The sequence below is a fragment of the Streptomyces sp. NPDC047061 genome (assembly GCF_040643955.1).
In the GTDB taxonomy this organism is placed as follows: Bacteria; Actinomycetota; Actinomycetes; order Streptomycetales; family Streptomycetaceae; genus Streptomyces.
Genome location: NZ_JBEYVI010000001.1, coordinates 411,741 through 424,973, shown reverse-complemented (window position 1 = coordinate 424,973; position 13,233 = coordinate 411,741). Strand labels below are relative to the sequence as shown.

Below are 13,233 nucleotides of genomic sequence, written 5' to 3'. Positions count from 1 at the left end.
CACCGGGCCTCAGTCCGCCGACTCCGGCGCACGCATCTCGATACGGGCGCCCGGGCTGAACTTCTCCAGCAGTTCGGCGAGTTCGGCGCCCGCCGACGCCACCTCGGGCACCGGCATCGGGGCGAGGCTCTCCAGCAGGAAGACGGCCGAGGCCGTGCGTTCGGTGAGGCGGGTGCGGGGGCCTTGGCGCCAGTTCCAGCGGCGGCAGGTGACTCCGGCGTCGTCGCACCACACGACCTCGCCGGCGTCGGGGTGCTCGACGACCTCCTCGCCCCCGGCCACGGTCACGAAGTCCTCCTCGCCCGTGGCGCGCACGAGGCGCATCCCGCCCCGGATCAGGCCGAGATCCTCGCCCCCGACCGGGATCAGGTGGGCCACGCTGATCGCGTTGTAGAGGTCCACGAGCAGGTTGATGCGGGGCAGGCCGCCGTCCGCGAGAGCCCGCTTCGCCAGCGCCTCGGCCGAGTTGCGGGTGCGGGACGGCTTGGAGCCGAAGGCCGTGTAGGCCGCCCGCCAGGCAGCCATGTGCGGGTCCTCGTGCGGGGCGCGCCCGTCGAGGCGTACGGCCAGGCGGCGGGCCGCGTCGTCGAGGAGCGCCGAACTCGCCTCGGTGCTGGGCCCGTTGACCAGGCCGTGGGCCTCGATCACGAGGTGCGTGAAGCCGGGCACGAGGGCGCGTACCTCGCCGGACACGGTGAGCGTGAGAGTCATCTGCCTTGCCTCAGAGTGCGGTGGGGAGCGTCTTCCAGAGGTACGGGCGGTCGGGCGCCGCTTTGAGCACGCCGAGCACAACCGGGTGAGGTTCAGCGTACAGGACCGGGTAGTCCATCTCACTGGACCGAGAGTCGGGGACCCAGGCCAGCCGTTCGCCGTCGAGGGAGAACTGCGCGTCCACGCCCGCCTTGTTGCCACGCGGGTCCTGCCGGTGCCAGGCGCCGTGGAACCGGACGGCGATCAGGCCGTGCACGACACGACCGGGACCGTCGTCGTCCGCCAGCCGCTGGTAGCACAGGGCCGCGGGGATGTCCTCGGCCCGCAGCAGGGCGGCCAGGGCGTGGGCCTTGGCGTGGCAGATGCCGGTGCGCTGCTCCAGCACGTCCGAGGCGCGCCAGGTCACGCGCAGGTCGCCGGAGTCCTGGGAGTGCGGGATGGCGTCCCGCACGAATTCATAGGCCGACCGCGCATAGGCATACGAGTCCTCGACCTCCGCCGCCAGCCGGGCAGCGGTCTCCCGGACCACGGGGTGGTGATGGTCGATGGCCTCGTCAGCGGCCAAATAAGCGGACAGGTCAGCGGTGTTCTGGATCAGCTCCATGCCCGCAGAGCATAGGAATGCGGCCACCTGAGCGTCAATGACTTTTCAGGAGACCGCATATTTATGCAACAAAATCGGCTAGCGCGCCATCTCCTCCTTGAGCGCCGCCACGAACGCGTCCACGTCCTCCTCGGTCGTGTCGAAGGCGCACATCCAGCGCACGTCCCCGGCCGCCTCGTCCCAGAAGTAGAACCGGAAGCGCTTCTGCAGGCGCAGGCTCACGTCGTGCGGGAGCCTGGCGAAGACGCCGTTGGCCTGCACCGGGTGGAGGATCTCCACGCCGTGCACGGCCCGGACGCCCTCGGCGAGCCGCTGGGCCATCTCGTTGGCGTGCCGGGCGTTGCGCAGCCACAGGTCCTTGGCGAGCAGGGCCTCCAGCTGCACCGACACGAAGCGCATCTTGGAGGCGAGCTGCATGGACAGCTTGCGCAGGTGCTTCATGTGGCTGACGGCGTCCTGGTTGATCACCACGACCGCCTCGCCGAACACGGCGCCGTTCTTGGTGCCGCCCAGGGAGAGGATGTCGACGCCGACGGCGTTGGTGAACGTGCGCATCGGGACGTCCAGGGAGGCCGCCGCGTTGGCTATCCGGGAGCCGTCCAGGTGCACCTTCATGCCGTGCGCGTGGGCGTGCTCGCAGATCGCGCGGATCTCGTCCGGCGTGTAGAGGGTGCCCAGCTCGGTGCTCTGGGTGATGGACACCACCTGCGGCATCGCGCGGTGCTCGTCGTCCCAGCCGTACGCCTGCCGGTCGATGAGGTCCGGGGTGAGCATGCCGTCGGGGGTGGGCACGGTGAGCAGCTTGAGGCCGCCCATGCGCTCGGGGGCGCCACCCTCGTCGACGTTGATGTGCGCGCTCTCGGCGCAGATCACCGCGCCCCAGCGGTCGGTGACCGCCTGGAGCGCGACGACGTTCGCGCCGGTGCCGTTGAAGACCGGAAAGGCCTCCGCCGTGGCCCCGAAGTGGCTGCGGACGATCCGCTGGAGGTTCTCGGTGTACTCGTCCTCGCCGTAGGCGACCTGGTGGCCGCCGTTGGCGAGGGCCAGCGCGGCCAGCACCTCGGGGTGGGCTCCGGCGTAGTTGTCACTGGCGAAACCGCGGACCTCGGGGTCGTGGTGGCGACGCGCGTCGGTCCTGGGAGGGTTCACGGCTTCTCGGTCAGCCACAGACGGTTTCCGTTCACTTCGGCGGCGGACTTGCTCCAGACGCCCTCGATGGCCTCGGCCAGGTCCTTGACGTCCGTGAAGCCCGCGAACTTCGCGTTGGGCCGCTCGGCGCGCATCGCGTCGTGCACCAACGCCTTCACCACCAGGATGGCAGCGGCGGAGGTCGGGCCCTCGGGCCCCCCGGCCTTGCGGAAGTAGTCGGCCAGGGCGAGCGTCCACGCCTCGGCGGCGGCCTTGCCCGCGGCGTACGCGGCGTTGCCCGCGGTGGGCCTGCTCGCGGCGGCGGCGCTGATCAGGACGTACCGGCCGCGCTCGCTGCGCTGCAGCGCCTCGTGGAAGGCGAGGGAGGTGTGCTGCACGGTCTTGACGAGGAGCAGTTCCAGGAAGTCCCAGTCGTCCAGGCTGGTCTTGGTGAAGGTCTCGCTGCCGCGCCAGCCGCCCACCAGGTGCACGAGACCGTCGACGCGCCCGAAGTCCTTCTCGATGTGGGTGGCCCAGTCCCGGGTGGACTGGAGGTCGAGCAGATCCACCGTGTCACCCGTGACGGTCGCGCCACCGGAGGCATAGCGGGCCGCGTCCACCGCCTCCGACAGGCGCTGCGGGTCGTTGTCCGCCCCGACGACGGTCGCGCCGGCCTCGGCCAGCCGCATCAGCGTCGCACGCCCCGCGGGTCCGCCCGCGCCGGCCACCGCGATCACCGTACCTCTGAGAGCCCCGTTGCCCACCATGTCGTTCCCCTCTTGAGCCGTGTTCCGCAGCCCGTCGCTCACGCGGCGACCGGCTCGGCGCTGTCCGCCGTGATGCCCTTGGTCTCGGCGATCACATTCTTCAGCTTCTTGGACAGGGCCTCGTAGAACATGCTCAGCGGAAACTCGTCGGGAAGCACGTCGTCCACGAGCTTGCGCGGCGGCAGGGTCAGGTCCAGGGCGTCGGGACCCTTGGCCCACTTGGAGCCGGGGTGCGGGGCGAGGTAGGTGGCGACCAGCTCGTACCCGGCGAACCAGTGGACGAGCTTCGGGCGGTCGATGCCGTCCTTGTACAGCTTCTCGATCTCGGCGCACAGCTGGTTGGTGACCTGCGGGGCGCGCTCCCAGTCGATGGCGAGCTTGTTGTCGGTCCAGCGGACCACGTCGTGCTTGTGCAGGTAGGCGAAGAGCAGCTGACCGCCGAGCCCGTCGTAGTTGCGGACGCGGTCGCCGGTGACCGGGAAGCGGAACATGCGGTCGAAGAGGACCGCGTACTGCACGTCACGGGCCTGCGGGACACCGTCGTCGGCCAGCTTCACGGCCTCCTTGAAGGCGGTGAGGTCGCAGCGCAGCTCCTCCAGGCCGTACATCCAGAACGGCTGGCGCTGCTTGATCATGAACGGGTCGAAGGGCAGGTCGCCGTGGCTGTGGGTGCGGTCGTGGACCATGTCCCACAGCACGAAGGCCTCCTCGCAGCGCTTCTGGTCGTGGACCATGGCGGCGATGTCCTCGGGCAGGTTCAGGCCCAGGATGCCGACGGCCGCGTCGGTGACCCGGCGGAAGCGCGCGGCCTCGCGGTCGCAGAAGATGCCACCCCAGGAGAATCGTTCCGGCGCCTCGCGCACGGCGATGGTCTCGGGGAAGAGGACGGCGGAGTTGGTGTCGTAGCCGGCCGTGAAGTCCTCGAACGTGATGCCGCAGAAGAGCGGGTTGTCGTACCGGGTGCGCTCCAGCTCGGCCAGCCAGTCCGGCCAGACCATGCGCAGCACGACCGCCTCCAGGTTGCGGTCCGGGTTGCCGTTCTGCGTGTACATCGGGAAGACGACGAGATGCTGGAGGCCGTCCGCGCGGCCCGCGGCGGGCTGGAAGGCCAGCAGCGAGTCGAGGAAGTCGGGCACCTGGAAGCCGCCGACGGACCAGCGCCGCAGGTCCGTCACGAGCGCCCGGTGGTAGTCGACGTCGTGCGGGAGCAGCGGGGACAGCTCTTCCACGGCCTCGACGACACGCCGAACGGCCGCCTCGGCGTCGGCCCGCGCGGGCGCGCCGTCGGCCTCGAAGTCGATCGACCCGTCCTTGGACTGCCATGGCCGGATCCGCTCCACGGACTCCTTGAGCACGGGCCACGCCGGGTGCTCGACCACCCTGGTCACGGGAGGAACCTGCTCCTCCGAACCCACCTGCACAAGAATTTCCGTCATGACCCATCCTCCACGGGAGAAGCTTCCGTAAGGACACCGTATGCATACGAGGTTTCTCCCAGCAAGGGGGTCCTCAGGAAATTATCCTGCGGCATCGCTTCTTCACCGCGCTTTTTCCTGTGCGAAACCGTGAAGGCGCTCACATTCACTACGGCCGGTGACGAGGTGTCAGCTCCGCAGGACCGCATGGATCCGGCCGGTCAATCCGCGGCGGGACGCGCCCACCACCGGGTGACCGCCGACCGGGGCACAAGCCAGGTGTCGCGCACCCGGCGCGCCAATCCCCCCGTGTACGTACGGGTTCATCGCGACGGGCGGCCATTAGGCTGCGCCCAGCCGCGTGGACAGCGACGTCCGTCGTACGGTTCGCGCGCCTGCCCCACCGCCGCCGTCGACGGAAGCGAGTTGAATCTTGAACTTCCTTACCATCGGTCACCGCGGAGTCATGGGCGTCGAGCCCGAGAACACCCTCCGTTCCTTCGTCGCCGCCCAGCAGGCCGGCCTCGACCTGATCGAACTCGATCTCCACCTCAGCAAGGACGGCGCCCTGGTCGTCATGCACGACGCGGAGGTGGACCGCACGACCGACGGCACCGGCCCGATCGCCGAGAAGACCCTGGAGGAGCTGCGTGCGCTGGATGCCGGCCGGGGCGAGCGGGTGCCGGTGTTCGACGAGGTCCTCGACTCGGTGCGGACCCCGCTGCAGGCCGAGATCAAGGACATCGCGGCGGCCCGGGCGCTGGCCGAGGTCATGCAGCGGCGGGACCTGGTCTCCCGGGTGGAGGTCTCCTCGTTCCACGACGAGGCGGTCGCCGAGATCGCCCGCCTGGTGCCGGGGGTGCGCACCGCGCTGATCGCCAGCCGCTTCGGCACCGACGTGGTGGAGCGGGCCCAGGAGGCGGGGGCGGCCACCCTCTGCCTGAACATCCGGCGGCTGACGCTGGAGGTCGTCGAGCACGCCCGCAAGGCGGACCTGCGGGTGCTCGGCTGGGTGGTGAACACCCAGGACGACCTGCGGCTGGTGCGCGCCCTCCAGCTGGACGGCGCGACGACCGACTACCCGGAGATCAAGCGCACCGCCCGCTTCACCGCGTGAGCGCCGGCCCGTACCTCACACCAGCGGCTTGACCAGCAGCTCGAACTGCAGGTCGGCCCGCTGCGGAACGCCGAAGCGCTCCTCGCCGTACGGGAACGGCGTCATCCTTCCCGTACGGCGGTAGCCGCGCCGCTCGTACCAGGCGATCAGGTCGTCGCGCACCGAGATCACCGTCATGTGCATCTCCGTGGCGCCCCAGTCCTCGCGCGCCTGGCGTTCAGCCTCGGCGATGACGACCTTGCCGAGGCCGCCGCCCTGGAGGACCGGGCTCACCGCGAACATGCCGAAGTAGGCGTGGCCGTCGCGGTGTTCGAGCTGGCAGCAGGCGACGACCGCGCCGTCCCGCTCGACGACGAGCAGCTTGCCGTCCGCCCCCTTGATCACCTCCAGGACGCCCTCCGGGTCGGTCCGCTGCCCCTCCAGGATGTCCGCCTCGGTGGTCCAGCCGACCCGGCTGGCGTCGCCCCGGTAGGCCGACTCGATCAACGCGACCAGGACGTCCACGTCGTCGCCGGTGGCGTCGCGGAAGGCAAGACCGGTGGCGGCGTTCTCCATGGGCGGGTTCTCCGATCTCGGGCGCGGCTCGGCCACCCACGAGCCTATCCCCGCCCCTCGGTACCGCCGACCGGCACCCGACCCGCCCGGCTCCCCCGGCCCCCGCCAGTACGCTCCGGTCGCATGGTGCATGTACTGAGCAGCCGTACGCTGATCCACCCCACCGATCCCGAGCGGTCCCGCGCCTTCTACGGCGAGCAGCTCGGCCTGGCCGTCTACCGCGAGTTCGGTGAGGGCCCGGAGCGCGGCACGGTCTACTTCTTCGGCGGCGGGTTCCTGGAGGTCTCCGGGCGGTCGGACACCCCGCCCTCGCCGGCCGTGCGGCTGTGGCTGCAGGTCGCCGACGTCGCGGCGGCGTACGAGGAGCTGGTGGCGAAGGGCGTCGCGATCGTGCGCCCGCCCGTGAAGGAGCCCTGGGGCCTGGTCGAGATGTGGACCGCCGATCCGGACGGGGTCAGGATCGTGCTGGTGGAGGTACCGGCCGACCACCCGCTGCGCTACCGGCCGACTGTGGCGCCCTGAAGGGGCGCGGGGAACTGCGCGACCAGCCACGACGAAGCCGCGGTCGACAAACGGCATGTAGCGACACTTCCAGCGGTCGGGTCAGGCCCGCAGCGCGCCCATTCTGCCCTCCAGTCGGCCCAGCAACTCCGCGAGGAGTCCCGCCAGTTCGCCCTGCCCCTCGGGGGCGAGGACGGACAGGACGGCGGTCTCGTAGGCGAGTTGCTCGGGCAGCAGGCCGTCGACGAGGTCGCGGCCCGCGTCGGTGAGGCGGAGGTGGGCGACCCTGCGGTCACGGGCGTCGCCGCGCCGCTCGACCAGACCTCGCTCGGTGAGCTGCTTGAGGCGTTTGGTGACGGCGGCGCCGGAGGAGAAGGTCTCCTTGGCCAGCTCGCTCGGGGTCAGCTCGTGACCGGTGCGACGGAGCGCGCCGAGCAGGTCGAACTCGGGGCGGCTGAGGCCGGCCCGGCGCAGCGGGGCGTCCTCGGCCTGCTGGAGGAGGGCGGCGCAGCGGTTGATCCGGCCGATGACCTCCATGGGCCCGGTGTCCAGCCCGGGATGGACGCTCCGCCACTGCCGGACGACGGCGGCGACCGTGTCGTCCGGGCCCGCGCCGTGGCCCGCACCGTTGCCCGGGCCCCCTCCCGCACCCCTGTCCGCGTCGCTCCCGGCCGCCGGTCGTCCGTTGGTCGCCGTCATGGCCGTACGTCCTCCGTTGTCCTCGCGCCGTCCCAGGAGTGCGTTCCCTGGCGTCGTACCGTCGCGGCGAGCGTACGGTGTCCGGACTGCTCGGCGAGCACGACCCGCTCCTGGGGCAGTGCGCGTTGCCACCACTCGCCGGACGCGGCGTCGGCCGTGGCACGCAGGTCGGCCAGGGCGGCGGCCAGGGTGCGCCGGGCGGCCTCCAGGGCGCGCGGGGCCGGCTGCTCCCCGGCGAGCAGGCGGGCGGCCTGTTCGCGGGCCCGCTCGACGGCGGTCAGGGCGTGCTCGATGCGGTCGCCGGCGCGGCGGTTGGTGACGACCACCGCGGTGCCGAAGCCGACGAGCGCACCGACCAGGGTGTCCACGACCCGCTCGGTGATCAGCTGCCCGGCGTCCTGGGTGCGGGCGAACTCGGTGACGAGCAGGGCCATCGGGGTGACACAGACGCTGCCGAGCCAGTAGTTGCGGCCGATCAGCGCCTCGGCGCCGAAGTTGAAGGCGAGGCAGCACAGCACCAGGACGGCCGGGTGGAGATGCGCGAGGGGTACGACGGCGGCGAAGACGAGGACGCCGAGGAGGTTGCCGACGACGCGCTGGACGCCCCGGCTCCAGGTGAGGGTGACGTTGGCCTGGTAGAGGGAGGCGGCGGTGACCAGCGCCCAGTAGGGGCGGCCGACACCGAGGGCGAGGGAGGTGTAGCCGGCCAGGGCGCAGCCGAGCGCGGTACGGGCGGCGAGAGGGGTGAGCGGGCCCAGCCGGTGCCACAACGGGCGTTGCGGGACCGAGAGTTCGGCGTCGATGCCGAGGAGGTCGTCGTCGGCGCCGGCGACGCGCGGGACGCGTCCGGTGCCGCGCAGCGCGCAGGCCCAGCCGCGCAGCAGCGTCGGGTCGGCGTCGGCGTCGGCGGGGGCGGCGAGTGCGACCTCGGCGCGGACGACGAGGTGTTCGAGGGCGCGGCGGGTGCGGTCGGTGCGGGCGCCGGTGGCGAGCAGGGACTGCCAGGCGGCCTGTACGGCGGCGGCCGCGGTGGCGCGGGTCCGGTCGTGGCCGTCTCCGGTGCCGCGGGTGTCGGCGTGGGCGGTGTCGGCGTATGCGGCGGCGTACGCGGCAGCGGCGTTCAGGGCGTGGGCGGTGGCCCGGCGTTCGGGGCCGTGCGGGCGCAGCAGCCCGGGAGCCATGCCGACCAGCCAGGCCCAGGCGCCCGCTGCCAGGGCGAGGCCGACGTGGCCGGGTACCTGGCCGGGGGTCTGCGGGGCGAACAGGGAGGCGGAGCTGATGAAGGTGAGGACCACGTTTCCGGGCGGGCCGACGCGGGTGGCATCGCAGAGGACCTTCTGGACGGCGGCCATGAGCGCGCCGACGGTGACCAGGACGACCGCGTCGGTGGTGAGCGAGGCGGCGACCAGGGCGACGGCGAGGCCGCCGACCATGCCGAGGATCACCCGGGCCAGGGTGCGGGCGCGGGCGGGGTAGGGGCGGTTGTGGCCGTAGAGGGCGCACAGCGATCCGGCCATCGTGTACATCGCCAGGTCGAGGCGGCCTAGGACCAGCAGGGTCAGGTTGGGCGGGGCGACCGCCGCGACCACGCTGCAGGCGGGCTTGAACCAGATGTCGGAGGGCCGGCCGAGGCGCAGCGCACCGGCGAGGGACAGACGGCGGGCGGTCGAGGGGGTCGCGGTGCTCATACCATCAATTTAGCATGTGTTTTACTCGTAAATCATTCTCGAACGATCCTGGTCACGTGCTGTGCTCCGGCGAATGCTCCCCGTGTACATCCGCGCGCTCGCGTGCGCGCCGTGCGGCCGGGGCATCGCATCCATCGACGCGACGTCGAGCGGGGAGGTGCGCCGTGCACGGACCGGCTTCGCCCGGCTGGCTGCTGGTCGCGCTGTGCGCGGCGACCGGGGCCTACTGCCTGCTGCGGATGCGCAGCAGTGTCGAGGAGCAGCGGCGCGCCGCGGGCGGCGACGCGCTGATGGGGTTCGGCATGGCCCTCATGGCCGTGCCCGCGACGGTGTTCACCCCGCCGGGGTGGGCATGGCCGCTGTACGCGGCGGTGTTCGGCACGGCCGCGCTGCGCGCCCTGTGGAGCGGCCCCAGCAACCCGCACCACCTGCACCATCTGGTGGGGACGGCGGCGATGGTCTACATGGCGGTGGCGATGGCGGCCTCCCCCGGCGCCCACCATCACGGCGGCGCCGGAGTCCCGCTGGTGACAGGCCCGCTGCTGCTCTACTTCACCGGCTACGTGCTGCTCTCCGGCGCGCGGCTCGTCCCGGTCGCGGTGACCGCCGGGACGGGCGCGGTCAGGTGGGGCGACCGGCCCGAACTGGCCCGGGCGTGCAGGCTGTCGATGGGGATCGGCATGGTGGCGATGCTGCTGGCGCTGTGAGGCGGCGACGGCACGCGTGGCGCAAACGTTGCCTGCGTCACTTTGGCGTAATGGCCTGTACCCGTGAACGGTCCACCGCTCATAGGGTGCTGGCCATGATGGTCCCCGTGGCACTGTTGCTGCTAGGCGCCCTGACCGCCGTGGTCGGCCCCCGGCGGCTCGCCCGGGCCGACTGGACGGACCGGGAGCCGGTGGTCGCCCTGTGGGTGTGGCAGTGCGTGGTGGCGGCCGTCCTGCTGTGCTGCGCGCTGTCGATGACGCTGAGCGCCGCGGCGGCCTGGCAGGCGGTGCGCGGGCAGGTGTTCGCGACCGCCCCGAGCGGGGTGGTGGACGCCTACGCCCTCGGTACGACCGGCCCGTGGGCGGCCGCGACCGCGGTGGCCCTCGCCTGCGCCGGGCTGTGGAGCGGGGCGATGCTGGTGCGGGAGATCCTGCGGGCCAGGGCCGGACGCAGCCGGCGCCGGGCCGAACTCCTGCACCGCGCGCCCCTGTTGCCCGGCGAGGAACCGGCCGACGGCCGGCTCGTCGTGCTCGAGGGCGACCGTCCGGAGGCCTGGTGGCTGCCGGGCGCGGCGCCCCGACTCGTCGTCACCACGGCCGCGTTGCGCCGTCTCAAGGGACGCCGGCTGGACGCGGTCCTCGCCCATGAGCAGGGCCACGCGCAGGCCCGGCACGACTGGCTGCTGCACTGCTCGGCCGCGCTCGCGGGCGGGTTCCCGCAGATCCCGGTGTTCGCCGCGTTCCGCGACGAGATGCACCGGCTGGTCGAACTGGCCGCCGACGACATGGCCTCCCGGCGCCACGGCCGCCTCACCACCGCCCTCGCCCTGGTCGAACTCAACGAGGACCGGGGCGTGTTCGGCCCGGGACCGACCCCGCACGCCCATGTCCCGCAGCGGGTGGACCGGTTGCTCACGGCCCCGGACCGCCTCCCGGCCCGGCACCGGCTGCGGCTGACCGCGACGGCCGCCCTGGTCCCGGTGATCCCGGTGCTGGTGGCACTCGTACCGAGTCTGCGCGCCCTCGGGTAAAGCCGTACTCGTCGGGGGAATTGCCCTGCGGGCAATGATTCGGCAAAGATCACGCCATGCGCCCCCCGCCCAGCGACCGCCCTGCCCCGCTTCTCACGACCGCCGTTCTCGCCCTCTCCTCGGCGCTGCTGCTCGCCCTCGTCGCCGGCGAGTGGCCTCCCCTGGTCGCGATGGACGAGGACATCGCCGGCGCCACCCACCGCTGGGCCGTGGCGGACCACGACACCACGCGGGTGCTGCGCATACTCACGGACTGGGTCTGGGACCCGCTGACCATGCGCCTGCTGTGCGCGGCGGTCGCGGTGTGGCTGGTGTGGCGGCACTCGGCGTGGCGGACCGCCCTGTGGCTGACCCTGACCTGCGCGCTCGGGACGCTTGCCCAGCAGTCCCTCAAGGCCGCCGTCGGCCGCCCGCGGCCGGTGTGGCCCGACCCGGTCGACTCCGCCCACTACGCCGCGTTCCCCTCCGGGCACACCATGACGGCCACGGTGGTCTGCGGCCTGCTGCTGTGGCTCCTGCACCGCTGCGGCACCGGTCGCGCGATATGGCGTACCGCCCTGGCCGCGGCCGGGCTCTCGGTCGTGGGCGTGGGCCTGACCCGGGTGTGGCTCGGCGTCCACTGGCCCTCGGACGTACTCGGCGGCTGGCTGCTCGGGGCCCTGGTGGTGGCGCTGGCGGTGCTGGCGTACGAGGGGGAGCGCGGCGCCCGCAGGCACCCTCGCCCCTGATCCGCGCCGTACCCGGCCGTCGGTAGAGTCCGGCACATGACTGCCGTGCTCTTCGACTTCTCCGGGACCCTCTTCCGTATCGAGTCCACCGAATCCTGGCTGCGGGCGGTGCTCGCCGAGGTCCGAGTACCGCTCGGCGAAGCCGAGTTGGCGGAGGCCGCGCAGGCGCTGGAGGTGGCCGGGGCGCAGCCCGGCGGGGCCTTCCCGGTCGCCCTGCCCGAGGAGCTGTCAAAGGTGTGGGCGGTGCGGGACGAGAGCGCGGAGCTGCACCGGGCCGCGTACACGGGCCTGTCCCGGCAGGTGGCGCTGCCGGACCCGGCCCTGCACGACGCGCTGTACGAGCGGCACATGGCGCCGGCCGCCTGGAAGCCGTACCCGGACGCCGTCCAGGTGCTGCGCACGCTGCGCGAGCACGGGGTCGGGGTCGGCGTGGTCAGCAACATCGGCTGGGACCTGCGCCCGGTCTTCCGCGAGCACGGGCTGGACGCCTACGTGGACGCCTACGTCCTCTCGTACGAACACGGTGTCCAGAAGCCGGATCCGAGGCTGTTCACGGTGGCGTTGGAGGCTCTCGGGGCCGAGCCGGGCGAGACGGTGATGGTCGGGGACAGCAGGCCCGCCGACGGCGGAGCGGCGGCACTCGGCTGCCGGGTGCACTTCGTGGACCATCTGCCGGTGACCGAACGGCCGGACGCACTGCTGCCGGTCCTGGACCTGGTGGGCGCGGCCCGCCGACCGGCCACGCCCACCCAGGCCTGACCCGTCGCGCCGTCCGCCCGAGACGCTCCCCCGTGTCGCCCCGGACGGACGGCAGCACAGAACAGGCCCCGCGCAGGGCGGTGCCCACTGCGTCGATTATAGTTGGCTGGCAGCCAGTCAACGCAGGAGTTCCAGCATGTCCCCGCGCAGCGCCTCGGTCAATGAAGAATTGCGCAGACGTTCCCGTGAGCGGCTGCTGCAGGCCGCGGTGGAGCTGGTCGACGAGCACGGCTTCGAAGCGACCACGCTGGGCGCCATCGCGGACCGGGCGGGCTCGGCGCGCGGCCTGGTGTCGTACTACTTCCCCGGCAAGCGCCAGCTGGTGCAGTCCGCCGTGCACCGGCTGATGCACCGCACGCTGGAGGAAGCGCTGGAGCACGAGCCGCACACCGAGGACGGACGGGAGCGCCTCGCCCGGGCCATAGACGCGATCCTGGGGCTCGCGCACGACCGGCCGGTGCTGATGCGCCAGCACATGGCGGGCCTGCTCCAGGGCGAGGGCTTCGTGCAGTGCCCCGAGCAGCGCCGGCTGTCGGAGCTGCTGGGCGACACCGTCGCCCGGTACGGCTCGACCCACGTCGAGGCCGACTACCCCATGCTGCGGGCGGTGCTGATGGGGGCGGTGTACGCGGCGCTGGTGCCCGGCGTGCCGATGCCGATCCCGGAGCTGCGGGCGGAACTGTTCGAGCGGTACGGGCTCGACTCGGAACTGGGCCTGCCCCCGGAGTCCGCGCCGACGGCCGAACGGCGGGACCTGTCCCGGTTCTTCGCGACCGAGGACCGGACCGGGACCGAGCCGGGACCCGGTTCCCGAGCCGAATAG

15 protein-coding genes are annotated in these 13,233 nt (G+C 72.5%); 7 read left to right on the top strand and 8 right to left on the bottom strand.

The window, feature by feature from the left end; translation table 11 throughout:
• Positions 1–9: 9 nt before the first annotated feature.
• The 5 genes from ABZ887_RS01985 to ABZ887_RS01965 all read right to left on the bottom strand — a co-directional run bounded on the left by ABZ887_RS01985 (position 10) and on the right by ABZ887_RS01965 (position 4,646).
• Entirely contained in the window at positions 10–711 is a 702-nt protein-coding gene (locus tag ABZ887_RS01985) for a phenylalanine--tRNA ligase beta subunit-related protein (RefSeq protein WP_361281859.1), read from the bottom strand.
• A 10-nt stretch (positions 712–721) separates the two neighbouring features.
• Positions 722–1,315, bottom strand: coding sequence for a transglutaminase family protein (locus tag ABZ887_RS01980; RefSeq protein WP_361281857.1), 594 nt, complete (start codon positions 1,313–1,315; stop codon positions 722–724).
• A 78-nt stretch (positions 1,316–1,393) separates the two neighbouring features.
• The gene (locus ABZ887_RS01975) at positions 1,394–2,464 is read right to left on the bottom strand and encodes a low specificity L-threonine aldolase (protein ID WP_361281855.1); all 1,071 of its coding nucleotides are present in this window, start codon (positions 2,462–2,464) and stop codon (positions 1,394–1,396) included.
• On the bottom strand, positions 2,461–3,207 hold the full coding sequence (locus tag ABZ887_RS01970; RefSeq protein WP_361282424.1) for an SDR family NAD(P)-dependent oxidoreductase: 747 nt from the start codon (positions 3,205–3,207) through the stop codon (positions 2,461–2,463). The genes ABZ887_RS01975 and ABZ887_RS01970 overlap by 4 nt, the downstream gene beginning before the upstream one ends.
• 41 nt (positions 3,208–3,248) lie before the next feature.
• The gene (locus ABZ887_RS01965) at positions 3,249–4,646 is read right to left on the bottom strand and encodes a DUF6421 family protein (RefSeq protein WP_361281853.1); all 1,398 of its coding nucleotides are present in this window, start codon (positions 4,644–4,646) and stop codon (positions 3,249–3,251) included.
• A 412-nt stretch (positions 4,647–5,058) separates the two neighbouring features.
• On the opposite strand from ABZ887_RS01965, the gene ABZ887_RS01960 reads away from it, so the two are divergent.
• Positions 5,059–5,742 carry a glycerophosphodiester phosphodiesterase family protein gene (locus ABZ887_RS01960; protein WP_361281851.1) on the top strand — a complete coding sequence of 228 codons (684 nt, stop codon included), beginning with the start codon at positions 5,059–5,061 and terminating at the stop codon, positions 5,740–5,742.
• A 15-nt stretch (positions 5,743–5,757) separates the two neighbouring features.
• On the opposite strand, the gene ABZ887_RS01955 is transcribed toward ABZ887_RS01960, so the two are convergent.
• Entirely contained in the window at positions 5,758–6,297 is a 540-nt protein-coding gene (locus ABZ887_RS01955) for a GNAT family N-acetyltransferase (protein ID WP_361281849.1), read from the bottom strand.
• A 123-nt stretch (positions 6,298–6,420) separates the two neighbouring features.
• Between ABZ887_RS01955 and ABZ887_RS01950 the strand changes: the two genes are divergently transcribed.
• Complete coding sequence (locus tag ABZ887_RS01950) at positions 6,421–6,819, top strand: VOC family protein (RefSeq protein ID WP_361281847.1); 399 nt, start codon at positions 6,421–6,423, stop codon at positions 6,817–6,819.
• 81 nt (positions 6,820–6,900) lie between these two features.
• Here the strand turns inward: ABZ887_RS01950 and ABZ887_RS01945 are convergent, their stop codons facing one another.
• Together ABZ887_RS01945 and ABZ887_RS01940 are read right to left on the bottom strand one after the other, a co-directional pair.
• Positions 6,901–7,497: a MarR family transcriptional regulator gene (locus ABZ887_RS01945; protein ID WP_361281845.1), complete on the bottom strand. Its 597-nt coding sequence runs from the start codon at positions 7,495–7,497 to the stop codon at positions 6,901–6,903.
• Entirely contained in the window at positions 7,494–9,185 is a 1,692-nt protein-coding gene (locus tag ABZ887_RS01940) for an FUSC family protein (protein WP_361281843.1), read from the bottom strand. Before ABZ887_RS01940 ends, ABZ887_RS01945 begins: the two co-directional genes overlap by 4 nt.
• 164 nt (positions 9,186–9,349) lie before the next feature.
• On the opposite strand from ABZ887_RS01940, the gene ABZ887_RS01935 reads away from it, so the two are divergent.
• The 5 genes from ABZ887_RS01935 to ABZ887_RS01915 all read left to right on the top strand — a co-directional run bounded on the left by ABZ887_RS01935 (position 9,350) and on the right by ABZ887_RS01915 (position 13,233).
• A complete protein-coding gene (locus tag ABZ887_RS01935; RefSeq protein ID WP_361281841.1) occupies positions 9,350–9,892 on the top strand; it encodes a DUF5134 domain-containing protein in 543 nt (180 codons plus the stop codon).
• Positions 9,893–9,987: 95 nt separating this feature from the next.
• The gene (locus ABZ887_RS01930; protein WP_361281839.1) at positions 9,988–10,923 is read left to right on the top strand and encodes a M56 family metallopeptidase; all 936 of its coding nucleotides are present in this window, start codon (positions 9,988–9,990) and stop codon (positions 10,921–10,923) included.
• A gap of 56 nt (positions 10,924–10,979) precedes the next feature.
• Positions 10,980–11,651: a phosphatase PAP2 family protein gene (locus ABZ887_RS01925; RefSeq protein WP_361281837.1), complete on the top strand. Its 672-nt coding sequence runs from the start codon at positions 10,980–10,982 to the stop codon at positions 11,649–11,651.
• A gap of 36 nt (positions 11,652–11,687) precedes the next feature.
• Complete coding sequence (locus ABZ887_RS01920; RefSeq protein ID WP_361281835.1) at positions 11,688–12,410, top strand: HAD-IA family hydrolase; 723 nt, start codon at positions 11,688–11,690, stop codon at positions 12,408–12,410.
• A 136-nt stretch (positions 12,411–12,546) separates the two neighbouring features.
• The gene (locus ABZ887_RS01915) at positions 12,547–13,233 is read left to right on the top strand and encodes a helix-turn-helix domain-containing protein (RefSeq protein WP_361281833.1); all 687 of its coding nucleotides are present in this window, start codon (positions 12,547–12,549) and stop codon (positions 13,231–13,233) included.

Bases quoted from the DNA above. Each gene is read 5' to 3' on its own strand.
- ABZ887_RS01985 (WP_361281859.1), bottom strand. From the start codon at position 711: ATGACTCTCACGCTCACCGTGTCCGGCGAGGTACGCGCCCTCGTGCCC.
- ABZ887_RS01980 (WP_361281857.1), bottom strand. From the start codon at position 1,315: ATGGAGCTGATCCAGAACACCGCTGACCTGTCCGCTTATTTGGCCGCT.
- ABZ887_RS01965 (WP_361281853.1), bottom strand. From the start codon at position 4,646: ATGACGGAAATTCTTGTGCAGGTGGGTTCGGAGGAGCAGGTTCCTCCC.
- ABZ887_RS01955 (WP_361281849.1), bottom strand. From the start codon at position 6,297: ATGGAGAACGCCGCCACCGGTCTTGCCTTCCGCGACGCCACCGGCGAC.
- ABZ887_RS01950 (WP_361281847.1), top strand. From the start codon at position 6,421: ATGGTGCATGTACTGAGCAGCCGTACGCTGATCCACCCCACCGATCCC.
- ABZ887_RS01945 (WP_361281845.1), bottom strand. From the start codon at position 7,497: ATGACGGCGACCAACGGACGACCGGCGGCCGGGAGCGACGCGGACAGG.
- ABZ887_RS01940 (WP_361281843.1), bottom strand. From the start codon at position 9,185: ATGAGCACCGCGACCCCCTCGACCGCCCGCCGTCTGTCCCTCGCCGGT.
- ABZ887_RS01930 (WP_361281839.1), top strand. From the start codon at position 9,988: ATGATGGTCCCCGTGGCACTGTTGCTGCTAGGCGCCCTGACCGCCGTG.
- ABZ887_RS01925 (WP_361281837.1), top strand. From the start codon at position 10,980: ATGCGCCCCCCGCCCAGCGACCGCCCTGCCCCGCTTCTCACGACCGCC.
- ABZ887_RS01920 (WP_361281835.1), top strand. From the start codon at position 11,688: ATGACTGCCGTGCTCTTCGACTTCTCCGGGACCCTCTTCCGTATCGAG.
- ABZ887_RS01915 (WP_361281833.1), top strand. From the start codon at position 12,547: ATGTCCCCGCGCAGCGCCTCGGTCAATGAAGAATTGCGCAGACGTTCC.